General features: G+C 67.6%; 20 protein-coding genes. 18 read left to right on the forward strand and 2 right to left on the reverse strand.

Annotated elements, in window-relative coordinates; genetic code table 11:
• The first annotated feature begins 62 nt into the window (after positions 1 to 62).
• From leuB to ACZ5BH_RS12060, 14 genes are all read left to right on the forward strand, one after another.
• Positions 63 to 1145 carry a 3-isopropylmalate dehydrogenase gene (leuB, locus tag ACZ5BH_RS11995; RefSeq protein ID WP_464889498.1) on the forward strand — a complete coding sequence of 361 codons (1083 nt, stop codon included), beginning with the start codon at positions 63 to 65 and terminating at the stop codon, positions 1143 to 1145.
• Between the two features lie 32 nt (positions 1146 to 1177).
• Positions 1178 to 2290, forward strand: a complete 1113-nt coding sequence (gene asd, locus ACZ5BH_RS12000) for an aspartate-semialdehyde dehydrogenase (protein ID WP_464889499.1) — start codon at positions 1178 to 1180, stop codon at positions 2288 to 2290.
• Between the two features lie 206 nt (positions 2291 to 2496).
• On the forward strand, positions 2497 to 3519 hold the full coding sequence (locus ACZ5BH_RS12005) for an aspartate-semialdehyde dehydrogenase (protein ID WP_464889500.1): 1023 nt from the start codon (positions 2497 to 2499) through the stop codon (positions 3517 to 3519).
• Between the two features lie 122 nt (positions 3520 to 3641).
• Entirely contained in the window at positions 3642 to 7064 is a 3423-nt protein-coding gene (locus tag ACZ5BH_RS12010) for a motility hub landmark protein FimV (RefSeq protein WP_464889501.1), read from the forward strand.
• A gap of 68 nt (positions 7065 to 7132) precedes the next feature.
• Positions 7133 to 7912 (forward strand): tRNA pseudouridine(38-40) synthase TruA, encoded by a 780-nt coding sequence (truA, locus tag ACZ5BH_RS12015; protein ID WP_464889502.1) that lies wholly within the window; start codon positions 7133 to 7135, stop codon positions 7910 to 7912.
• Positions 7913 to 7945: 33 nt separating this feature from the next.
• Complete coding sequence (locus ACZ5BH_RS12020; protein ID WP_464889503.1) at positions 7946 to 8569, forward strand: phosphoribosylanthranilate isomerase; 624 nt, start codon at positions 7946 to 7948, stop codon at positions 8567 to 8569.
• The gene (gene trpB, locus ACZ5BH_RS12025) at positions 8556 to 9776 is read left to right on the forward strand and encodes a tryptophan synthase subunit beta (RefSeq protein ID WP_464889504.1); all 1221 of its coding nucleotides are present in this window, start codon (positions 8556 to 8558) and stop codon (positions 9774 to 9776) included. Before ACZ5BH_RS12020 ends, trpB begins: the two co-directional genes overlap by 14 nt.
• Positions 9773 to 10582, forward strand: coding sequence for a tryptophan synthase subunit alpha (gene trpA / locus ACZ5BH_RS12030; protein ID WP_464889505.1), 810 nt, complete (start codon positions 9773 to 9775; stop codon positions 10580 to 10582). The genes trpB and trpA overlap by 4 nt, the downstream gene beginning before the upstream one ends.
• A 167-nt stretch (positions 10583 to 10749) precedes the next feature.
• The gene (gene accD / locus ACZ5BH_RS12035; protein ID WP_464889506.1) at positions 10750 to 11610 is read left to right on the forward strand and encodes an acetyl-CoA carboxylase, carboxyltransferase subunit beta; all 861 of its coding nucleotides are present in this window, start codon (positions 10750 to 10752) and stop codon (positions 11608 to 11610) included.
• Positions 11611 to 11807: 197 nt separating this feature from the next.
• Positions 11808 to 13088: a bifunctional tetrahydrofolate synthase/dihydrofolate synthase gene (gene folC / locus ACZ5BH_RS12040; RefSeq protein ID WP_464889507.1), complete on the forward strand. Its 1281-nt coding sequence runs from the start codon at positions 11808 to 11810 to the stop codon at positions 13086 to 13088.
• Positions 13089 to 13128: 40 nt separating this feature from the next.
• On the forward strand, positions 13129 to 13740 hold the full coding sequence (locus ACZ5BH_RS12045) for an SPOR domain-containing protein (RefSeq protein ID WP_464889508.1): 612 nt from the start codon (positions 13129 to 13131) through the stop codon (positions 13738 to 13740).
• An 8-nt stretch (positions 13741 to 13748) separates the two neighbouring features.
• Entirely contained in the window at positions 13749 to 14234 is a 486-nt protein-coding gene (locus tag ACZ5BH_RS12050; RefSeq protein WP_464889509.1) for a CvpA family protein, read from the forward strand.
• Between the two features lie 52 nt (positions 14235 to 14286).
• A complete protein-coding gene (gene purF / locus ACZ5BH_RS12055; RefSeq protein ID WP_464889510.1) occupies positions 14287 to 15795 on the forward strand; it encodes an amidophosphoribosyltransferase in 1509 nt (502 codons plus the stop codon).
• Between the two features lie 223 nt (positions 15796 to 16018).
• Positions 16019 to 17206, forward strand: coding sequence for an O-succinylhomoserine sulfhydrylase (locus tag ACZ5BH_RS12060; RefSeq protein WP_464889511.1), 1188 nt, complete (start codon positions 16019 to 16021; stop codon positions 17204 to 17206).
• Between the two features lie 63 nt (positions 17207 to 17269).
• Here ACZ5BH_RS12060 and ACZ5BH_RS12065 read toward each other — a convergent pair whose 3' ends face one another.
• Both ACZ5BH_RS12065 and ACZ5BH_RS12070 read right to left on the reverse strand, forming a co-directional pair.
• Positions 17270 to 17698: an NUDIX hydrolase gene (locus tag ACZ5BH_RS12065; RefSeq protein WP_464889512.1), complete on the reverse strand. Its 429-nt coding sequence runs from the start codon at positions 17696 to 17698 to the stop codon at positions 17270 to 17272.
• A 377-nt stretch (positions 17699 to 18075) separates the two neighbouring features.
• Positions 18076 to 18282 carry a hypothetical protein gene (locus tag ACZ5BH_RS12070; protein ID WP_464889513.1) on the reverse strand — a complete coding sequence of 69 codons (207 nt, stop codon included), beginning with the start codon at positions 18280 to 18282 and terminating at the stop codon, positions 18076 to 18078.
• A gap of 92 nt (positions 18283 to 18374) precedes the next feature.
• On the opposite strand from ACZ5BH_RS12070, the gene ACZ5BH_RS12075 reads away from it, so the two are divergent.
• The 4 genes from ACZ5BH_RS12075 (at position 18375) to ACZ5BH_RS12090 (ending at position 22564) form a co-directional block, all read left to right on the forward strand.
• On the forward strand, positions 18375 to 19598 hold the full coding sequence (locus tag ACZ5BH_RS12075; RefSeq protein WP_464889514.1) for a glycerate kinase type-2 family protein: 1224 nt from the start codon (positions 18375 to 18377) through the stop codon (positions 19596 to 19598).
• Between the two features lie 84 nt (positions 19599 to 19682).
• On the forward strand, positions 19683 to 20483 hold the full coding sequence (locus ACZ5BH_RS12080) for a ferritin-like domain-containing protein (RefSeq protein WP_464889515.1): 801 nt from the start codon (positions 19683 to 19685) through the stop codon (positions 20481 to 20483).
• Positions 20480 to 21268, forward strand: a complete 789-nt coding sequence (locus ACZ5BH_RS12085) for a hypothetical protein (RefSeq protein ID WP_464889516.1) — start codon at positions 20480 to 20482, stop codon at positions 21266 to 21268. The genes ACZ5BH_RS12080 and ACZ5BH_RS12085 overlap by 4 nt, the downstream gene beginning before the upstream one ends.
• Before the next feature lie 267 nt (positions 21269 to 21535).
• On the forward strand, positions 21536 to 22564 hold the full coding sequence (locus tag ACZ5BH_RS12090; protein ID WP_464891200.1) for an IS110 family RNA-guided transposase: 1029 nt from the start codon (positions 21536 to 21538) through the stop codon (positions 22562 to 22564).
• The last annotated feature ends 73 nt before the right edge of the window (positions 22565 to 22637 follow it).

Below are 22637 nucleotides of genomic sequence, written 5' to 3' on the forward strand. Positions count from 1 at the left end.
GTGTCCTCCGTGCCTCCGTGTTCTCCGTGTTATTTGCAGAGTACCCGATAAAGGAAACATACATGACAAAGAAAATCGCCATTCTCCCCGGTGACGGCATTGGCCAGGAGATCGTCGCCGAGGCCGTGAAGGTGCTCGAATGCCTGCGGGACGACTACGGCCTGCAGGTGGAGCTGGAAGAAGGCCTGGTGGGCGGTACCGCCTATGACGCCACCGGCACGCCGTTGCCCGAGGAAACCCTGAAACTGGCCAGGGAGGCCGATGCCGTGCTGCTCGGCGCCGTGGGCGGTTACAAGTGGGAGTCGCTGGACATCGCGGTGCGGCCCGAGAAGGGGCTGCTGGGGCTGCGCGCGGAGCTGGGGCTGTTCGCCAATCTGCGCCCGGCGATTCTCTATCCTCAGCTCGCCGACGCCTCCACCCTCAAGCCCGAGGTGGTCTCGGGGCTGGACATCCTGATCGTGCGCGAGCTGACCGGGGGCATCTACTTCGGTCAGCCGCGCGGCGTGCGCACCCTGGACAACGGTGAGCGCCAGGGCTACAACACCCTGGTCTATTCCGAATCGGAGATCCGCCGGATCGGCAAGGTGGCTTTCGCGATCGCCGCCAAGCGGCAGGGCCGGGTCTGCTCCGTGGACAAGGCCAACGTCCTCGAGTGCACCGAGCTGTGGCGCGAAGTGATGAGCGAGGAGGCCAAAGCCCATCCCGACATCGAACTGAGCCACATGTACGTGGACAACGCGGCCATGCAGCTGGTGCGGGCACCCAAGCAGTTCGACGTGATGGTTACCACCAACATGTTCGGTGATATCCTCTCCGACTGCGCGGCCATGCTCACCGGCTCCATCGGCATGCTGCCCTCGGCCTCTCTCGACGAGAACGGCAAGGGCATGTATGAACCGATCCACGGTTCGGCCCCGGACATTGCCGGGCAGAACGTGGCCAACCCGCTGGCGACCATTCTCTCGGTGGCCATGATGCTGCGCTACACCCTCGACGCCCCGGCGATGGCCGAGCGCATCGAGCAGGCGGTCAGCACGGTGCTCGACGAGGGTCTGCGCACCCAGGACATCTGGAGCGAGGGCACCCGCAAGGTCAGCACGTCCGAGATGGGCGACGCCGTCGTCTCCGCCATGCGCAGACAGTGAAGAAGCCCGAATTCTGAAACGAGGAATACAAGATGAAAAAAGTCGGTCTGATCGGTTGGCGCGGCATGGTCGGTTCCGTGCTCATGCAGCGCATGCGCGAGGAACACGATTTCGACGCCATCGAGCCGGTGTTCTTCACCACCTCCCAGCACGGCCAGCCGGGCCCGGACGTGGGCAAGCCCGTCCCGCCCCTCAAGGACGCCATGGCCATCGACGCGCTGCAGGCGATGGACGTGATTCTCACCTGTCAGGGCGGGGGCTACACCGAGAAGGTCTATCCGCAACTGCGCGCCGCCGGCTGGCAGGGTTACTGGATCGACGCCGCCTCCACCCTGCGCATGGAGGACGAGAGCATCATCGTGCTCGATCCGGTCAACCGCGAGGTGATCGACCGGGGGCTGGCCGAAGGCGTGAAGACCTACGTGGGCGGCAACTGCACCGTGAGCCTCATGCTGATGGCCCTGGGCGGGCTGTTCCGCCGTGATCTGATCGAATGGATCACGCCCATGACCTATCAGGCGGCCTCCGGCGCCGGCGCCCGCAACATGCGTGAACTGCTGGCCCAGATGGGCTCCCTGCACGCCAGCGTGCAGGATCTGCTCGACGATCCGGCCGCCGCCATCCTCGAAATCGACCGCCGGGTGACCGCGCACATGCGCAGCGACGCCTTCCCGGTGGACAACTGGGGCGTGCCTCTGGCCGGCAGCCTGATCCCCTGGATCGACAGCGAACTGCCCTCCGGCCAGAGCCGCGAGGAGTGGAAGGCCGAGGTGGAGACCAACAAGATCCTCGGCCGCGGCGAGCACCCCGTGCCCATCGACGGCCTGTGCGTGCGGATCGGCGCCATGCGCTCCCATTCCCAGGCGCTCACCATCAAGCTGCGCCGCGACGTGCCGCTCGACGAGATCACCGACATGCTCGATGCCGACAACGACTGGGTCAAGGTGATCCCCAACGAGAAGGAAGCCACCATGCACGAGCTGACCCCCGCCGCGGTCAGCGGCACCCTTACCATTCCCGTCGGCCGGCTGCGCAAGCTGAGCATGGGCAACGAATACCTCTCGGCCTTCACGGTCGGCGATCAGCTCCTGTGGGGCGCCGCCGAACCCCTGCGGCGCATGCTGCGGATCCTGCTCGAAGCGTGAGCGCAACGGTCCCGTGACGACAATGCATCCGACTACAATGTAGGAGCGGCGCAAGCCGCGACAATGCGGTAGCGGGTGACGGGTAACAACACGTATTGCCCAGCCACCCGCCACGAGCGACCAGCCACCGCCTCGTCGCGGCTTGCGCCGCTCCTACAGGTGTTCATGAACCCTCATCCCACCCGTCACACAAGTTACCGTCTCCCATGGAAAGCAAACCCGACATCGCCATCGTCGGCGCCACGCATCTGATCGGCGAAACCCTGATCCAGCTCCTTCACGAGCGGGATTTTCCCCTGGGGAGCCTGCATCCCCTCGACACCGGCGAGGCCGTGGGCGAATTCGTGGCCTTCGGCGAGGAACGCCTGCGGGTGCGGGATGCCGAAAGCTTCGATTTCTCCGGCGTGGCGCTCACCTTCACCGTCGGCGATCCGGAAACCGCGCGCCGTTACGGCGAGGCGGCGGCCGAGGCCGGCAGCCGGGTGGTGGATGCCAGCGGCGCCTGGGCAGAGGATCCCGACGTGGCCCTGGTGATCCCCGAGATCAATCCTCACGAACTGGACGCGATCCGCTACCGCGGCATCGTTGCCAGTCCCGACTGTCACACCGTGTTGCTGTGGCTGGCGCTCGCCCCCCTGCGCGAGCGCTTCGGCCTGCGGCAACTCTTCGTCACTGCCTGCAACGCGGTCTCCCGCCAGGGCAAGCCCGGCATCGAGGAGCTGGCCAGACAGACCACGGATCTGCTCAATGTGCGGCCCATCGAACCCGAACGGTTTCCGCAGCAAATCGCCTTCAACGTTCTGGCCCGCACGGCCGATATCCTCCAGGGAGGCCACAGCGCCGACGAGCTGCGCCTGGTGGAGGAGACCCGGCGGCTCCTGCCCCATGCCGAGTTGGACATCATGGTCACGGTGGCGCAGATCCCCGTGTTCTTCGGTGACGTGCTGCAGATCTATGGCGTGCTCGAGGTGCCGGTGGACGTGGACAGCCTGCGCGCCGTGCTGGCCGAAACGCTGGGGGTGGAATACATCGAAGCCGGCGGGGAGGAAGCCGAGCCCAGTCCGGTGACCGACGCGGCCGGCTCCGACGCGGTCTATCTCACCCGCCTGCGCCTGGCCCCGGAACGGGGCGACGTCTTCGGCGCCTGGATTCTCGGCGATTGCAGCCGCAAGGGAAGCGCCCTGAATTGTGTTCAAATCGCGGAAATTTTGGTAAAAGACTATTTGTAAGCTATAGTTACTGCATACTTATAAAGATTATTCAAAGATAGATTCTGCAAGTCATTGAATTATTTGGAAAATTGAGGGCACGCCGTCGGCGTGGACAGATTCCCCTAAGGAGTGGAGACGTAATGATGATGCGCAAGCTGGTCGTTTTCCTGGCCACCGCCCTTTTGCTCATGCCGCTCGGCGCCCAGGCCCTGGGCTTCGGCCGGATCATTGTCCATTCGGCGCTCGACGAACCCCTCGATGCCGATATCGAACTCATCTCGCCCACGCCCGAAGACATCACCAATCTCAAGGTCAAGCTCGCCTCTCCCGAAGCCTATCTGCGGGCCGGCATCGACCGCTCCTACCTGCTCGGGGATCTGCGTTTTCGCATCCGGCAGGACGAGCAGGGCAAGTACTACATCCACGTCAGCAGCAAGCAGCGGATCAAGGAGCCGTTCCTCGACTTCCTGCTCGAGATGAACTGGCAGAACGGCCGCATGGTGCGCGAATACACCATCCTCCTGGATCCGCCGGATCGCATCCAGCGCCAGCCGGCGATGGTCGAGGCTCCGGCCACCCAGGCGCCGGTCAGCGCGCCTGAACCCGTTCCCGCCCCGGTTCCCGCTCCGGCCGTGGCGGCCGAGCCCGCTCCTCCGGCCCCGGTGGCCGAAGCCCCGGCGGAAGCCGCGCCGCCCGCGCCGGCCGTGCCCGAGGAGCCCTTCCCGCGGACCGAGATGAAGGAGGCCGCCGTTCCGGCCGAGCCGGAACCGGCCGCCGCTCCCGAGACCCCGGCGCCCGCGCCGGTGGCTGAAGCCGAGGCGCCGGCACCTGCCCCCGTACCGGAACCGGCTGCCGAGACCCTGGCCGAGACCCCGGTACCGGCCCCCGAAGGCGAAGCTCCGGCAGCGTCCGATGCCGAACCGGCCCTGCCTGAGCCGGCCGCCGCCGCGCCGGCGCCGGCCGAACCGGCGCTCGCCGCCGAAGAGGAAGAACTGTTCCCGCGGATCCCCCTGGCCGAGTTCGCCGAGGCCGCACGCGCCGCCCCCGCGCCGGTTACCGGCGAGCTGGACTACGGCATCGTGCAGAAGGGCGACACCCTGTGGAAGATCGCCGAGAAGCTGCGGCCCAGCGATTCGGTTTCCATCTACCAGGTCATGATGGCCCTGCTGGTGAGCAACCCCGAGGCCTTCGTCGACGGCAACATGAACCGGCTCAAGGTCGGCCACGTGCTGCGGATCGACGATCCCGACATCATCACCTCCGTCAATCCCCGCGAGGCCGAGATGGAATACCGGGCCCAGCTCCAGGCCTGGCAGGACTACCGGCAGAGCGTGGCCGGCGAGATGCCGGCAGAGACCCAGCCCGTGGTGGCCGGGGAGGCCGCGGCGGGTGAGACGGAAGGCGAAGCCGCCAGCGGCGAACTCACCCTGGCCTCGCCGGACGGGGGCGATCTGCAGGCCGGCACCGGCACCAGCGAAGAGGCGGCCCGCAACGAACTGCTGACCCTGCGCGAGGAACTGCGCCAACTGCGCGAGGACAGCGCGGCCATGGGCGGTCACAACGAACAGCTCAACCGCGAACTGCAGGCCCTGGAAGAGGAACTCAACCGCAAGCAGCGCGCCCTGTCGATCAGCGACGACGAACTGGCGGCGCTCCAGCAGCAACTGGCCAGCGCCCGCGAAGCGGCCGCCGCCCAGCCGGCACCGGCCGCAGCTGAAGAAACCGCCGGCGAGGCGGCCGCCGGCAGCCAGGCGCCGGCACCGGCCGAGACGCACGAAGCCGACCAGGGCCACGAGGCCGGCACGCACGACCAGGCCATGGCCGAAACCGAAACGCCGGCGACCGCGCCCGCCGCGCCTGCCGGGGGCGAGGAAGAGGTGGCCATGGCCGAGACCAAATCCCCGGTCGAGCTGGCCGAGGAGATCGCCCAGCGCGAGGAACAGCGGCCGCAGGCTGCCCCGGCTCCGGCCGCGCCTGCCGCCCAGGACGAAGGCGGCATCATGCAGACGGTCATGGGCGTGGTGGCCGGGATCGGTGACGGCCTGCGGGGCGCGTTCGGCGGCCTGCCCGGCAACTCCCTGCTGATGTTCGTCGGCCTGCCGGTCCTGCTGGTGCTGCTGCTGATCGCGGCCATCGTCATCCGCCGCCGCCGTTCGGCAGAGGACTACCAGGAGAGCATTCTCACCGGCGAACCGGCGGCCGCCGCGGCCGGGGCAGGGGAGGCGGCTGCCGCCGGCCCCGAGTCCGAGGAGGAGTCGTCCTTCCTGAGCGACTTCGCGGTCAGCGGCGCCGGCGCCATTCAGACCGAGGACAGCGAGGTCGATCCCCTCACCGAAGCCGACGTGTTCGTCGCCTATGGCCGCTACGAGGCCGCCGAGGAGCGCCTCAAGGAAGCCATCGAGAACGATCCGAACCGCGCCGAGCTCAAGCTCAAGCTGATCGAGCTGTATCACACCACCAAGAACAAGCCGGCCTTCGAAAATGCCGCCGAGGAGTTCTATGCCAGCCTGGGTGACGGCGCGGCCGAGAACCCCATGTGGCAGAAGGTGGTGGCCATGGGCGTGGAACTGGTGCCCAACAATCCGCTGTTCAGCAATGCGGGCAGTGCCGCGGCCGCCGAGGCCGCGGCCGAAGTGGCCGCCTCCGACACCTCCAGTGTCAGTCTCTCCGACAGCCAGGTGATGGACATCGGACTCGATACCGGCGTCTTCGACGTGGCCGATCTGGGCACCAGCGAGCCCAAGACCGAGGCGAAGAGCGACACCGGGGCCGAGGCGCCCGTCAACCCGATGGACTCGGGCGTGATGGAATTCACCCTCGACACCGAACCCGCCCCGGCGGCAGCGGAAGAAAGCGCCGCGCCGGCGAGCAGCCCGACCGCGAGCGAAGAGAGCGGCCTGGACTTCAACCTCGATCTCGAAACTCCGGCGGAGACGGCCAGCGAGCCCGCGCCGGAGAAAGCGACGCCGGCTGCCGAAGGCGGTCTCGATTTCAGCCTCGATACGGAAACCGAAGCGAGCGGAGAGACCGAAACACCGGCCGCCGCCGGCGAAGACAGCGAGGCGACCCTGGACTTCAATCTCGAAGTGGACGAGGCGCCCACCGCCCAGATGACCGCCGAGGCGGCCGCCGAAGCGGGGCTGGACTTCACGCTCGACACCGACACCGGCAAGGAAGACTCGGGCACCCTCGACTTCGATCTCGATCTGGGTGCCCAGGCCCCGGCCGGCGACGAGGACGAGACGGCGGAAATGAGCCTCGATCTCGAGGCCCCGGCCGCAGAAGCGCCTTCCGCCTCCGATACCAGCATGGCCATCGACATCAGTGACGACAGCACCGCCACCATGCCCGAGCCCAGCGGCATGGACTTCGAGCTGGATGCCACCGATGCCAGTCTCGACATCGGCACCGGCGACGAGGTGGGCACCAAGCTGGATCTGGCCAAGGCCTACATCGACATGGGCGATCCGGAAGGCGCCCGCAGCATCCTCGACGAGGTGCTCGACGAAGGCAACGAGGAACAGAAGCAGGAAGCACAGCAACTGCTCCAGCAGATCGCCTGATCCCTGTTTCGCCAACCAGCCCGCGGGCCCCGGCAAGTCGCTTGCCGGGGCCCCTGCACGTCTGAATCATGCGTATCGCACTCGGCATCGAATACGACGGCCAGCCCTTCTGCGGCTGGCAGTATCAGGATCACAGCCCCTCGGTTCAGGAAGCGGTGGAGAACGCGCTCTCCTTCGTCGCCGCTCGGCCCGTGCAGGTGGTCTGCGCCGGGCGTACCGACACCGGCGTGCATGCCGCCTGCCAGATCGTCCATTTCGACACCGAAGTGGAACGGGATGCCGAAGCCTGGATCCGGGGCGGCAACGTCAACCTGCCCAAATCGATCAGCATCCTCTGGGCGCAACCGGTGGCCGAGGATTTCCACGCCCGCTTCAGCGCCGTGCGCCGCCGCTACCGTTACGTGATCTTCAACCGCAAGGTGCGCCCGGCCATCCTGTACGGCAAGGTGGCCTTCGAGTACCGCCCGCTGGCCGTCGAACTCATGCAGGCGGCGGCCGCGTATTTGCTCGGCGAGCACGATTTCAGCGCCTATCGGGCCATGGCCTGCCAGGCCAGGAGCCCCGTGCGCACCCTCTACCGCCTGGACGTGACCCGCCGCGATGAACTGGTGATTCTGGATCTGGAAGCCAACGGCTTCCTGCACCACATGGTGCGCAACATCGCCGGCGTGCTCATGACCATCGGCGCCGGCGAACGGGCGCCAGAGTGGGCCCGTGAGGTGCTGGAGACCCGGGATCGCCGTCTCGGCGGTGTCACCGCCCCGCCCGGTGGCCTCTATTTCATGGAAGCGATCTATCCCGAGCATTTCGGGATTCCGCGGCTTCCCCCCATCTCGTCGCTCTGGTAACCTGCAGGGTTTTTCATCGACCCCCGCGAACATATGCGAACCCGCGTCAAGATCTGCGGCATTACCCGGGCGGAAGACGCCCTGGAGGCGGCCCGCCTCGGCGCCGACGCCATCGGCCTGGTGTTCTACCCGCCCAGTCCCCGCGCGGTCACGCCCGCCCAGGCGGCGGAAGTGGTGCGCGAGCTCCCGCCCTTCGTCACCCGGGTGGGGCTGTTCGTGAACGCGGAGCGGGAGGACATCGCCGCGGCCATCGAGACGGCCCAGCTGGATCTGCTCCAGTTCCACGGCGACGAGAGCCCGGCGGCCTGTCGCGGCCACGGCCGCCCCTGGATCAAGGCCCTGCGCATGGCCCCGGAGATGGACGTGGCGGCGCAGATGGCCCGCTATCCCGATGCCCAGGGGATCCTGCTGGATGCCTGGCGGCCGGGGGTGCCGGGCGGCACCGGCGAAACCTTCGACTGGGATCGGATCCCCGCGCAGCGCCCGCGGCCCCTGATCCTGGCCGGCGGCCTGGCACCGGAAAACGTGGCCGGGGCGATCCGCCGCGTGCGTCCCTGGGCGGTGGACGTCTCCGGCGGGGTGGAACGGGCCAAGGGCATCAAGGACGCCGATCGCATGGCGGCCTTCATTCGAGAGGTCATGAATGTTGAGCACTGAAGCTGCAATCGAACCCTACGACATGCCGGACGAACGGGGCCATTTCGGCCCCTATGGCGGCATGTTCGTGGCCGAAACCCTGATGGGGCCGATCCGCGAGCTGCGCGAGGCCTACGCGAAGTATCTGCGGGATCCGGACTTCCAGGCGGAGCTGGACTTCGAACTCCAGCAGTACGTGGGCCGTCCCAGCCCCCTGTACTTCGCCGAACGCTGGAGCCGCGAACTGGGCGGGGCGCGGATCTACCTCAAGCGCGAGGATCTCAACCACACCGGCGCCCACAAGGTGAACAACACCGTCGGCCAGGCCCTGCTCGCCAAGCGCATGGGCAAGACCCGGATCATCGCCGAGACCGGCGCCGGCCAGCACGGCGTGGCCAGCGCCACGGTGGCCGCGCGCCTGGGCCTGGAGTGCGTGGTCTACATGGGCGCCGAGGACATCGAGCGCCAGGCCATGAACGTCTATCGCATGAAACTCCTGGGCGCCACCGTGGTGCCGGTCACCTCCGGTTCGCGCACCCTCAAGGACGCGCTCAACGAGGCCATGCGCGACTGGGTCACCAACATCGACGACACCTTCTACATCATCGGCACCGTCGCCGGCCCCCATCCCTATCCGGCCATGGTGCGCGACTTCCAGGCCATCATCGGCCGCGAGGCCCGCGAGCAGATCCTCCAGCACGAGGGCCGGCTGCCCGATGCCCTGGTGGCCTGCGTGGGGGGCGGCTCCAACGCCATCGGCCTGTTCCATCCCTTCATCGGGGATCGGGACGTGGCCATGTACGGCGTGGAGGCGGCCGGATACGGGCTCGACACCGGCAAACACGCCGCGCCCCTGTGCGCCGGCAAGCCGGGCGTCCTGCACGGCAACCGCACCTATCTCATGGAAGACGCCCACGGCCAGATCATCCCCACCCACTCCATCTCCGCCGGGCTCGACTATCCGGGAGTGGGGCCCGAACACGCCTGGCTCAAGGATACCGGCCGCGCCGAATACGTCGCGGTCACCGACGACGAGGCCCTGCAGGCCTTCCACGATCTGACCCGCATCGAAGGGATCCTGCCGGCCCTGGAATCGAGCCATGCCCTGGCGTATGCGAAGAAACTGGCCCCGACCCTGGGCCGTGACCAGATCCTGATCGTCAATCTCTCCGGCCGCGGCGACAAGGACATCCACACCGTCGCCAACCACGAGGGGATCACGCTGTGAGCCGCCTGCAGACCCGCTTCGCCGCCCTGCGCGCCGCCGGCCGCAAGGCGCTCATTCCTTACGTCACCGCCGGCGATCCGGCACCCGAGCACACCGTGCCCCTGCTGCAAGCCATGGTCGAGGCGGGCGCCGACATCCTCGAACTGGGCGTGCCGTTCTCCGATCCCATGGCCGAAGGGCCGGTGATCCAGAAGGCCATGGAGCGGGCCCTGGAGCACGACGTGACCCTGGACGAGGTGCTGGACATGGTGCGCCGCTTCCGCGAGCAGGACGCCGAGACCCCCGTGGTGCTGATGGGCTATCTCAATCCGGTGGAGATCAAGGGCTATGCCGCCTTCGCCCGGGACGCCGCCGAAGCCGGCGTGGACGGCGTGCTGGTGGTGGACATGCCGCCGGAGGAGGCCGACGATCTGGTGGCCGCCCTGCGCGCGCACGATCTGGATCTGATCTTCCTCATCGCGCCCACCACCGATCCCGCGCGCATGCGCACGATCACGGAACTGGGCAGCGGATTCCTCTATTATGTCTCCCTCAAGGGCGTCACCGGCGCCGGCCACCTCGACGTGGACTCGGTCCGGGAAAAGGTGGCCGCCATCCACGAGTTGACAGAATTGCCCGTGGGAGTAGGCTTCGGGATCAAGGACGCCGAATCGGCCGCCGCCATCGCCGCCGTGGCCGACGCCGTGGTGGTGGGCAGCGCCCTGGTCAGGCGCATCGAGGCCCACGTGACCGAGCCGGAGCGCATCGCCCCGGCCGTGACCGAACTTCTCGGCGAGATGCGCCGGGCCCTCGATGCCGGAGCGTGATAGGGTTCCCCCTCACCCCGGCCCTCTCCCCCTGAGGGGGAGAGGGAGTGAACGTGCCAGGGCAGGCAGAGCACAATATCGAACGAAGGATTCCCTCTCCCCTCCGGGGACAGGGTGAGGGGGAGAACGCAAAGCCTCCCCCCACCGGAAACAAGCAGGACTGACACATGAACTGGTTCTCCAAACTCCTCCCGTCCCGGATCCGCACCGAGACGAGCACCAAGAAGAGCATCCCCGAAGGCCTGTGGGATAAGTGCACGGCCTGTGGCGCGGTGCTCTACCGGGCCGAGATCGAGCGCAACCTCTACGTCTGCCCCAAGTGCGATCACCACATGCGGGTCGGCGCCCGCTGGCGCCTGGATCACTTCCTCGATCCGGAAGGCCGCATCGAGATCGGCGAGAACCTCAAGCCGGTGGACGCCCTCAAGTTCCGGGATCTGAAGAAATACAAGGATCGCCTCCACCAGGCCCAGAAGGCCACCGGCGAGAACGATGCCCTGATCGTCATGCAGGGCCAGCTCAAGCAGATCCCGGTGGTGGCCGCGGCCTTCGAATTCCGTTTCATGGGCGGCTCCATGGGTTCGGTGGTGGGCGAGCGCTTCGTGCGCAGCGTGGACCGGGCCATCGAGCTGCGCGCGCCCCTGATCTGCTTCTCCGCCTCCGGCGGCGCGCGCATGCAGGAAGCCCTGTTCTCCCTGATGCAGATGGCCAAGACCTCCGCCGCCCTGGCCCGGCTGGGCAAGCACGGCGTGCCCTTCATCTCGGTGATGACCGATCCCACCATGGGTGGCGTCTCCGCCAGCCTGGCCATGCTCGGCGACATCAACGTGGCCGAGCCCAATGCCCTGATCGGTTTCGCCGGCCCGCGGGTCATCGAACAGACCGTGCGCGAGACCCTGCCCGAAGGCTTCCAGCGCAGCGAATTCCTGCTCGAACACGGCGCCATCGACCTCATTATCGACCGCCGCGAAATGCGCGACCGCCTCGCCCGCCTGCTGGCCATCATGACCCACAAGCCGACGCCGTAGGCGTCGGCAGGGCCGAGTGGCGAGGGACGAGTTGGGCATGCCAGTAGGAGCGGCGCAAGCCGCGATAAAAGGGTAGCGGGTTGCTGGTGGCTGGCAGCTGGGAAAACAAACGCTTTTACCAGCCACCCGGCCCCAGCTACCCGCTACCGCCGCATCGCGGCTCGCGCCGCTCCTACAAGGAATCTCTCTGATCTTTCGTGAGCCCCGTGGTTGATCATCCCCGCTTTTCTTCCCTCGACGACTGGCTCCGCTACCAGGAATCCCTTCACCCCGCCGAAATCGAACTCGGCCTCGATCGGGTGCGCGCCGTGTGGCAGCGCCTGCACGCTGGGCCGCCGCCTTTTTTCACCATCACCGTGGCCGGCACCAACGGCAAGGGCTCGAGCGTGGCCATGCTGGAGGCCGTCCTGCGCGCCGCCGGGCATGCCACCGGCGCCTACACCTCGCCCCATCTGCTGCGTTACAACGAGCGGATCCGCCTCGGTGGCGAGCCGGTCGGCGATGCCGAGCTGGTGGCAGCGTTTGCCCGCGTGGATGCGGCGCGGGGCGAGGTGCCGCTCACCTATTTCGAGTTCGGCACCCTCGCGGCCCTCGACATCTTCTGGCGCCAGGCACCAGCCGTGGCGCTGCTGGAAGTGGGGCTGGGGGGGCGGCTGGATGCGGTGAACATTCTCGATCCCGACATCGCCCTCATCACCGGCATCGGCCTCGATCACACCGACTGGCTGGGGCCCGATCGGGAAGCCATCGGCGCGGAGAAGGCCGGCATCCTGCGTCCCGCCCGCCCGGCGGTGTTCGCCGGAGACGACATGCCCGCAAGCATCGCCGCGCGGGCCGCCGACCTCGGCGTGCCGCTGGCCGTGGCCGGCCGGGACTACGCCTGCCGTTGCGACGCCAGCGGGCTGATCTGGCAGGGCAGGGAAGGGGCGCGGCGCCATCCGCTGCCGGCCCTGCCGGGCCGCCACCAGTGCGCCAACGCGGGAGGCGTGCTGGCGGTGCTCGAGCACCTGCCGCCGGCCCTGCGGCCGGCGGCGGAAGCCATCGACCGGGGCCTGCGCGCTGTGCGCCTGCCGGGCCGCTTCACCCGCCGTCCCGGCCGGCCCGAATGGATCCTCGACGTGGCCCACAATCCCGACGGCATGCGTGCGCTGGCGGCGCTGCTGAAGCGACCGCCCGGCGCCGGCCGCACGCTCGCCATCGTGGGCATGTTGCGCGACAAGGCGGTGGCCGAGGCCATGCAGGCCCTTTCTCCCCGCGTCGATCACTGGCTGGCCTGTTCGCCCGGCGGGCCCCGCGCACTGCCGGCAGCGGAACTGGCGCAGGTGCTCGGCGGACTGGATCGCGGCGCGCCGGTGGAAACCTGCGCCGATGTCGCCGTGGCGGTGGCCCGGGCCCGCGAACTGGCTGGGCCGGACGACCGGGTGCTGATCTGCGGTTCCTTCCTCACGGTGGCGGGGGCCATGGCCGCCGGCGTATAATCGCGCTTTCCGGCCATCCCGCAGCGGTCAACCAGGTTTCGTGGACGAGCATTCCTTCAAACAACGCATTGTCGGCGCAATCGTCCTGGTGGCCCTGGCCGTCATCTTCGTGCCCATGATCCTCTCCGGCAACCGGGATCGGGACTTCATCGACGCCGACACGGTCATCCCCGAAAAGCCCCCGGAACTGCAGTCGCTGCGGGTGCTCGAGATCGAAAATCCCGTGCCACCGCCCCGGGCCGAGGAAACGGTGCGGATCCCCATCGACGAGCGTTCCCCGTCGGCAGCGCCCGCCCCGGCCACCGGCAAGGTGCCGAAGGCCCCCGCCGCTCCGCGTGCTTCCGCCGGCGAACCTGCCAAGCCGGCCGCGCCGGCCCCCGGCAAGGCCCCGTCCACCGCCAGGCAGGGCGAGGCGCTGGCCTGGGCCGTGCAGGTGGCCAGTTTCCGCAAGCGTGACAATGCCCTGGCCCTGAAGGCGAAGCTGGCCAAGCAGGGCTTTCCGGCCTTCGTGGAGAAGGTGACGCTGGCCGGCGGGCAGCCCCGTTACCGCGTCCGGGTCGGGCCCTGGGTGAAGAAGGCCGATGCCGAGGCCCAGCGCAAGCGCATCCTGGCCCGCTTCAAGCTCGAGGGCCTCGTGGTCCGCCATCCCTGAAACCCGTCATGCTGATCGTCGACTACGCCATCCTCGCCATCCTGCTGGTCTCCACCCTGATCAGTTTCGTGCGCGGCTTCGTCAAGGAAGCCCTGTCGCTGGCCGGCTGGGTGCTGGCCTTCTGGGTATCGCTGGGCTTCGCTTCGCCGCTGGCCGGGTATTTCCGCAACAGCATCGGCGATCCCAACCTGCGCCTGATCACCGCCTTCGCGGTGCTGTTCGTGGCCACCCTGATCGTGACCAGCGTGGCCAACTTCTTCGCCTCGCGGCTGGTGCAGGCCACCGGCCTGTCGGGCACCGATCGGTTTCTGGGGCTGATTTTCGGCTTCCTGCGCGGCGTGCTGCTGGTGGCCGCGCTGGTCTTCATCGGCGGGCTCACGAGCCTGCCCCAGGAAAGCTGGTGGAAGGAATCGCTGTTGCTGTTCCGCTTCGAGGTGATCGCCCAGTGGATGCGGGCTCTCCTCCCGGCGCACCTGCCGGGCGGAATCGGATAATCACGCTGTCGATGGGCCCCGCCGGGTCCGTGTTGAACGAGGAAAGCCATTCATGTGCGGAGTCATCGGGATCTTTGCCAGAAGTCCGGTCAACCAGGCGCTGTATGACGGCCTCACGGTCCTGCAGCACCGGGGCCAGGATGCCGCCGGCATCGTCACCTGCGACGACGACCGGCTGTTCATGCGCAAGAGCAACGGGCTGGTGCGCGACGTCTTCCACACCCGCCACATGCTGCGCCTGAAGGGCAACATGGGCATCGGCCACGTGCGCTATCCCACGGCGGGCAACTTCTCCTCGGCCGAAGCCCAGCCGTTCTACGTCAACTCGCCCTTCGGCATCACCCTGGCCCACAACGGCAACCTCACCAACGCCGCCCGGCTCAAGCGGGATCTGTTCGTGGAAGACCGGCGCCACATCAACACCGATTCCGACTCGGAGATCCTGCTCAACGTCTTCGCCCACGAACTGCAGAGCTGTGGCAAGCTGAAGATCGAGCCGGGCGACATCTTCGACGCCGTGGCCGGCGTGCACCGCCGCTGCCGTGGCGCCTATGCGGTGGTGGCCATGATCACCGGCTACGGCATCCTGGCCTTTCGCGATCCCCACGGCATCCGCCCCCTGGCCATCGGCCGCCGCCAGACGGCCGACGGCCCCGAATACATCATCGCCTCCGAGAGCGTGGCCATCGACGTGCTCGGTTTCGAGCTGCTGCGCGACGTGCAGGCCGGCGAGGCGGTGTTCATCGACATGGCCGGGGCCCTGCACGCCCGCCAGTGCGCCGAGGCGCCGGAGCTGACGCCCTGCATCTTCGAGCACGTCTACTTCGCCCGTCCCGATTCGCTGATGGACGGCATCTCCGTCTACAAGGCCCGCCTGCGCATGGGCAAGTACCTGGCGCGCAAGATCGAACGGGCGTTTCCCAACCACGACATCGACGTGGTGCTGCCGATCCCCGACACCAGCCGTACCGCCGCCCTGCAGCTGTCCTACACCCTGGGCGTGAAGTACAGCGAAGGCTTCATCAAGAACCGCTACATCGGCCGCACCTTCATCATGCCGGGCCAGACCCAGCGCAAGAAGTCGGTGCGCCAGAAGCTCAACCCCATCGGCCTTGAGTTCAAGGGCAAGAACGTGCTGCTGGTGGACGACTCCATCGTTCGCGGCACCACCTCCCGGCAGATCATCGAAATGGCCCGCGAGGCCGGCGCCAACAAGGTCTATTTCGCCTCCGCCGCGCCGCCGGTGCGCTATCCCAACGTCTACGGCATCGACATGCCCGCCGCCCACGAACTGATCGGCCACGGCCGCAGCGAGGACGAGATCTGCGAGGCCATCGGCGCCGACCGCCTGTTCTTCCAGGATCTCGACGATCTGGTCAAGGCCGTGAGCAAGAAGGTGGACATCAAGCGTTTCGACACCTCCGTGTTCAACGGCGAATACGTCACCGGTGACGTCACCCCCGAATACCTGGCCGAACTCGAAGCCCGCCGCAACGACAAGGCCCGCGCCGACAAGCTCGACAAGGACAACGAAGTTCTGGAGATTCACAACACGGCGTGAGCGTGTGCATTCGACGCAAAGGCGCGTAACGGATTGTGAATCATCGGTGAACACGGACAACGCCCCGTAGGAGCGGCGCAAGCCGCGACATGGTGGTTGCGGCTTGCGCCGCTCCTGCCTCTCCACGCTGAATGCGGTCCGGGTTCTCCCCATGACGATTTCGCACTCTTTGCGTTGGTTCGCTCCTTGATTTAGCCTGTCTCTTCCATTGAGGACGACGACCATGGATTTCGACAACGACGACTGGGGTTTCGACACGCTGGCGGTGCGCGCCGGGCAGCATCGCACCGCCGAGCACGAGCATGCCGAGCCCATCTTCCCCACCTCCAGCTACGTGTTCGACAGCGCGGCCCAGGCCGCGGCGCGATTCCGCGGGGACGAGTCGGGCAACATCTATTCCCGTTTCACCAACCCCACCGTGCGCACCTTCGAGGAGCGCCTGGCGGCGCTGGAAGGCGGGGCGCGCTGCGTGGCCACGGCGTCGGGCATGTCGGCCATCCTGGCCACGGTCATGGGGCTGCTCCAGGCCGGGGATCACATCGTCTCCTCGCGGGCCATCTTCGGCAGCACGGTGGTGCTGTTCAACAAGTACGTCAAGCCCTTCGGCGTGGACGTGAGCTTCGTGCCGCTCACCGATCTGGCCGCCTGGGAGGCGGCCATCCGGCCGGAGACGAAGCTGCTGTTCCTGGAGACGCCCTCCAATCCGCTCACCGAGATCGCCGACATTCGCGCCCTGGCCGATCTGGCCCATGCCCACGGCTGCCGGCTGGTAGTGGACAACGCTTTCTGCACGCCGGCACTGCAGCGGCCGCTGTCCCTGGGGGCCGACATCGTCATCCACTCGGCCACCAAGTACATCGATGGCCAGGGCCGCTGCGTGGGCGGCGCCGTGGTGGGCGATGCCGAGGCGGTGGGCGAGGGGGTGTTCGGCTTTCTGCGCACCGCCGGGCCCAGCATGAGCCCCTTCAACGCCTGGGTGTTCCTCAAGGGCCTGGAGACCCTGCGCCTGCGCATGCAAGCCCACAGCGCCAATGCCCTGCGTCTGGCCCGCTTTCTCGAAGCTCATCCGGCGGTGGAGACGGTGTTCTATCCGGGCCTGCCCAGTCATCCCCAGCACGAACTGGCGAAAGCCCAGCAAAGCGGCTTCGGCGGCATCGTCTCCTTCGTGGTGCGCGGCGGCCGGGCAGGCGCCTGGACGGTGGTGGACCACACCCGCCTGTGCTCCATCACCGCCAATCTCGGCGACACCAAGACCACCATCACCCATCCTGCCACCACCACCCACGGCCGGCTCTCCGAGGAGGAACGGGCCGAGGCGGGGATCGCCGACGGCCTGATCCGCGTGGCCGTGGGCCTGGAAGACGTCGGCGACATCGAGAAGGATCTTGCCCGGGGGCTGGAAAAGATCTGATCCGCCTCATGGGCGTACCCGATCCTGGATCGGCGGCCCAAAATGTTCGGGGATTCGAAACGGCTATCTGGCTGCCAGCGCCGGATACCACGTTGCCAGCAACTGCCGCGTGTCGGGATTCAGGGAAAGCCGCTGTAGCGCTTCGGCACCGAACCAGCCGGCAGCGCCGGCATCGTCGGCGGCGCGGGGTTCGCCGTCGAGGTATTCGCCCATCAGATCCACGATCACATAGTGCCAGCGCAACGCTCCGTCCGCGTCCCGTTCGATGAGATCGAAGGCATGCACCGGCTCACCGGCGCGGATCCGGATACCGGTCTCCTCGCGGATTTCCCGCTCGGCCGCGGCCTGCAGGGTCTCGCCCGGCCGCACCTTGCCACCGGGAATGGCCCACTCGCCGGCGCGCGGCGGCCGGGCGCGGCGCACCAGCAGCACTTCGCCGTTGCGGAATACCACCGCACCCACGCCCACGCGGGGCAGACAGGGATCATGCATGCGAATGTCTCAGCGTGAAGGTTTCCTTCCGGAATGATACCTTGCCCGGATATTGAACCAAGGCGCCGGATGATTGCGGCCTTTGCAGCCGCGCTCGCGCCGCGGTGGAGCGAAAGGCGTAGCCATGGCTACGGCTTTCGTGAAGCGCAAGCGAGGGCGAGCGAAAAGCCGCAAGGGCCGGCGCAGAGGGCGGGCAGGAACAAAATGTGTTTACCAAAACAAGCCGATAACCCTCAATATGCCATTGCTCTTCAATAGCCTGATTAACCGCCCGTCCTCGACTTGGTGCAATATCCGGGCTTGGCACAGGCAAAAAGAGTCGGACGCGACCTGGCCGGCAGCCGCGTCCTGGGGGAGGAAAGGAAGGGCCGGGTCCGTCAGAAGGCCAGACGGCGCCGGCTCTGGCGCCGCCCGCGCCGCCGGGCCCGGAACCGCTGCCGTTGCACGAGAATCGCCAGTCCCCCCAGCGCTAGGACGATGCCGGAGACGAAGGGCAGGGGTTCGGGATGGGTAAAGGCCACGGCGATGCCGCCGAGCACGTAGGACACCGGCAGGATCTCGTAGAGTGGAGTGGGCAGTTGCATGGCAGGCCTCCTTGTGCCTCGCGTCATTCAGTTATAGCAGCCAGGGCAGAAGCGTCAATGACACAAGCACCGAATCCGATCAGGGATATGCCATGAACGGGGCTTCCCCGGCGCAGCCCCGGGCCTACCTGTTGCGGCTCTTCGCCTCGGCCTTGGCGGCCGTGAAGGGCGATGTGGCCGTGCGCCGGGCCCTGGCGGCATCGGCAACGGATCCCCGTCCGGTGCGCCTGCTGGCCATGGGCAAGGCGGCGGTGGCCATGGCCGGGGGCGCCGCCGAAGTCCTGGGAGCACGCCTGGCCGACGGGCTGGTGATCACCCGGCACGGCTATGGCGGGCCGTTGCCGCACCGGCTGCGGCTACTCGAGGCGGGCCATCCGGTTCCCGATGCCGACTCGCTCCTCGCCGGCGAGGCGGCCGCCGCGGCGGTGGCCGATTTGCCGCCAGGCTGGTTGCTGTTGGCCCTGATCTCCGGCGGCGCCTCGGCATTGGTTGAGGTGCTGCCGGAAGGCATGACCCTCGAGGAACTGCAACGCCTCAACCGCTGGCTGCTCGGCAGTGGCCTTTCCATCCACCAGGTCAACCGGATCCGCCAGACGCTCTCCCGGGTCAAGGGTGGCCGGCTGGCGGCGCAGCTCGGCCGGCGCCCGGCCGAGGTGCTGCTCATCTCCGACGTGCCCGGTGACGACCCGGCCCTGATCGCTTCCGGGCCCTTCCATGCGCCGCCCGCCACGCCACTGCCGCCGGCGTTGCCCGATTGGGTGGCGGCCCTGCTGGCGCGTCATGCGCAGCCTTTTCCCGACGTGCCGGCCATTCCTCACCGAATCGTGGCCAGCAACCGTGTGGCCCGCGAAGCGGCAGCCAAAGCCTGCCAGGACTTCCCGGTGTTCGATCATGCCGAACCCCTGCAGGGCGAGGCGGAGGCCATGGCCCAGCGGATCGTCGCCGAACTGGCGCAGGCGCCGGTCGGCCTCCATCTGTGGGGCGGCGAGACCACCGTCACGCTTCCGCCTGATCCCGGCCGCGGCGGTCGCAATCAGCACCTGGCCCTGGCGGTCGCCCTGGCCATGGCCGGCCGGCGCGATCTCTGGCTGCTGGCGGCGGGCACCGACGGCAGCGACGGCAACAGCCATGCCGCCGGCGCACTGGTCGACGGGGATACCGTGCGCCGAGGCGAAGCCGAGGGCCTGTCGGCCGCCGACTGCCTGCGCCGTGCCGATGCCGGTACCTTCCTCGCCGCCAGCGGCGATCTCGTCGACACCGGCCCCACCGGCACCAACGTGATGGATCTGGTCCTGGCTCTCAAAACCGGCACCTGAACTCACCGCAGGAGCGGCGCCCTCGCCGCGATGCGGCGGTGGCGGGTAGCAGGTGGCCGGGAAAACCCCGGTATAATGCCGGTAATGACCCACACCAACCTTCACCTCCAGGCGCACGCGGCGCTGCTCGAGACCGATCCCGATGCCAAGATCGCCGCCGTGGGCCGGCTCGAGAGTGACTGGCAGGCGGGACGGCTGGCGGCGGAACCGGTCGCGGTGGAGGCGGTGCCGGTGCCGGGGCGTCCGCCGCGGCCGGAACTGGTGGCGCCGCGCGATCTGGCCAGGCGCCGGCTCGGTACGCCCGAGGGCCACGCGGCGCTGATCCATGCCATCTGCCACATCGAGTTCAATGCCATCAACCTGGCCCTGGACGCCGTGTACCGCTTCCCCGATCTGCCCGCCGACTTCTACACCGACTGGCTCCGGGTCGCCCGGGAAGAAGGGGCGCATTTCGGTCTGCTGCGGACGCATCTGCGCGGCCTGGGTTTCGACTATGGCGACTTCCCCGCTCACAACGGCCTGTGGGAGGCGGCAGTGGAGACCGATCACGATCCGCTGATCCGCATGGCGCTGGTGCCCCGGGTACTGGAGGCCCGGGGCCTGGACGTCACCCCCGGGATCATGGCCAAACTGGAAGAGATCGGCGATACGGCGGCGGTGGAGATCCTGCGGATCATCCAGCGTGACGAGGTGGGGCACGTGGCCATCGGCACCCGCTGGTTCCGGCATCTGTGCGCGATCCACAAACTCGAGCCGGAAAGCACGTTCCGGTCGTTGCTATCGGCCAGCCGACAGGGCAGAATCCGGGGACCGCTCGACCGGGACGCCCGCTTGCGGGCCGGTTTCACCGAGGCGGAACTCGACTATCTGGAAGGAACGGGATGAATCCAATGCTGCGCATCATCGGTTTTACGCTTCTGCTGATCCTCGTCGGCGCCTGTCAGCAGGCCGAACCCGAGGCCACGGCGCAAAGCGCTGAACCGGCCGCCGCCGGCCACGACATCCTGCTGACCTTCATCGAATTCGAGAAAGGCGTCGAACCCTACCGCACCCGGGTCATCGTCACGCCCGACTTCATGCGTTTCGACGATGGCGAGGGTTCGGTGGACTTCGTGCTCTTCGACCGGCGCAAGCGGATCGTCTACAGCGTCAACAGCGAGGATGAAACGGTGCTGGCCGTGCATCCCAAGTCCATCGAGATCGAGCCGCCCATGAAGCTGAACCTGGAGGCCCATGCGCTGGGCAACATGCAGGATGCGCCGGCCATCGACGGCAGGATCCCGCAGCATTACCAGTTCCTCGCCAACGGCGAGATCTGCTACGACACGGTGAGCGTGAAGGGCCTGCTGCCCGATGCGGTGGATGCCCTGCGCGACTTCGCCGCCGTGCTGGCCTCCGACAGCAAGGTGACCTTCAACACCATCCCCGCCGATCTGCACGACGCCTGCGACATGTCCATGAACACCTTCGCCGCGGGCCGCCACTTCGCCTACGGCTTCCCCATCCAGGAATGGAGCCCCAAGGGCGCCGGACGCACCCTCATCGACTTCCGCACCGACTACCGCGCCGATCCGGCCCTGTTCGTCCTGCCCAGGGAATACACCCATTTCACCGTGCAGGAATTCCGCGAGGGCAAGGTCAACCCGGAGGCTGACGCGACCACCCTCTAACAGCCTGCCAAGGCACGCAGGCGCCAGGGAGGCATAGAGCCGGTTTTTCTCCCTCCATTGTAGGTCGGGCTTAAGCCCGACACGCCCCATCGGTGCAATGCATGTCGGGCTGAAGCCCGACCCACGGATCGCTTGTTAATCGTCTCAAAATGGTTTCACCTCCCATCCGTAGGGCGATGAGATGGTCTCCTCCCCCCCTTAAAAACGGCGTCACGATGCGCCAAGATGGAAGCACTTCACCATCCATCGAAGAAGGAGGAGGAGACCATGAGCAAGATTACGACGGTTGGACTGGATTTGGCAAAGCACGTGTTTCACGTGGTGTGCTGCGACGAGCGGGGCAAGGTGGTGCGCAAGCGGATGCTGAGGCGAGGGCAGGTGCTGGCGTATTTTGCGAACCTGGAGCCGGTCCTGGTGGGGATGGAAGCCTGCGCGAGCGCCCACTACTGGGCGCGGGAGCTGCAGGCACTGGGCCACGAGGTGAAGCTGATTCCGCCGCAGTACGTGAAGCCGTTTGTGCGGGGGAACAAGCACGATTACAACGACGCGCTGGCGATAGCCGAAGCGGTGGTGCGGCCGGAAATGCGGTTTGTGTCGGTGAAGACACCGGAGCAGCAGGACATCCAGGCGCTGCACCGTCTGCGCGAGCGCTGTCTTGCGGACCGCACGGCGCTGGTCAACCAGATACGGGGTCTGCTGGGGGAATACGGGATTGTTCTGCCCAAGGGGGTGAATACGCTGCGGCGTCGCCTGCCGGAGGTGCTGTCGGAGGCGGAGAATGGCCTGAGCGAGTGGTTTCGGCAGCTGTTGTGGGAGAGTTACCGGCGGTTTCAGGAGCTGGACGCGCACATTGCGTTTTACACCCGGGAACTGGAAGGCTACAGCCGCCGGAACGAGGCGGTGAAGCGGCTGCGGGCGATCCCGGGTTACGGGCCGGTGGTGGCGCCGGTTTTCTACAGCCAGATCGGCGACGGCCGGGCCTGGCGGCGGGGACGGGATGTGTCCGCATCCCTGGGTCTGGTGCCCCGCCAACACAGTAGCGGAGGGAAGGAACGGCTGCAGGGGATCAGCAAGCGGGGAGACGGCTATCTGCGCAGTCTGCTGGTGCATGGAGCGCGGTCGGTGGTGAAGGCGGCGGCGGGGAAGGATGACCGGCTCAGCCGCTGGATCAACCGGATCCGGGCGGAGCGCGGCTACAACAAGGCGGTGGTGGCGCTGGCCAACAAGATGGCCCGGATGGGGTGGGCGGTATTGAGGAACAAGACGGAATACCGGGCGGATTACCGCCCGGTCTGAAGGCGGGCAGGGCCCGCGAGGAACGATTTGGAGAGTTAGCCTGCCGACGATTGCGAAGACGCTGTGGCGAGCG

This window comes from Thioprofundum lithotrophicum, from assembly GCF_055387065.1.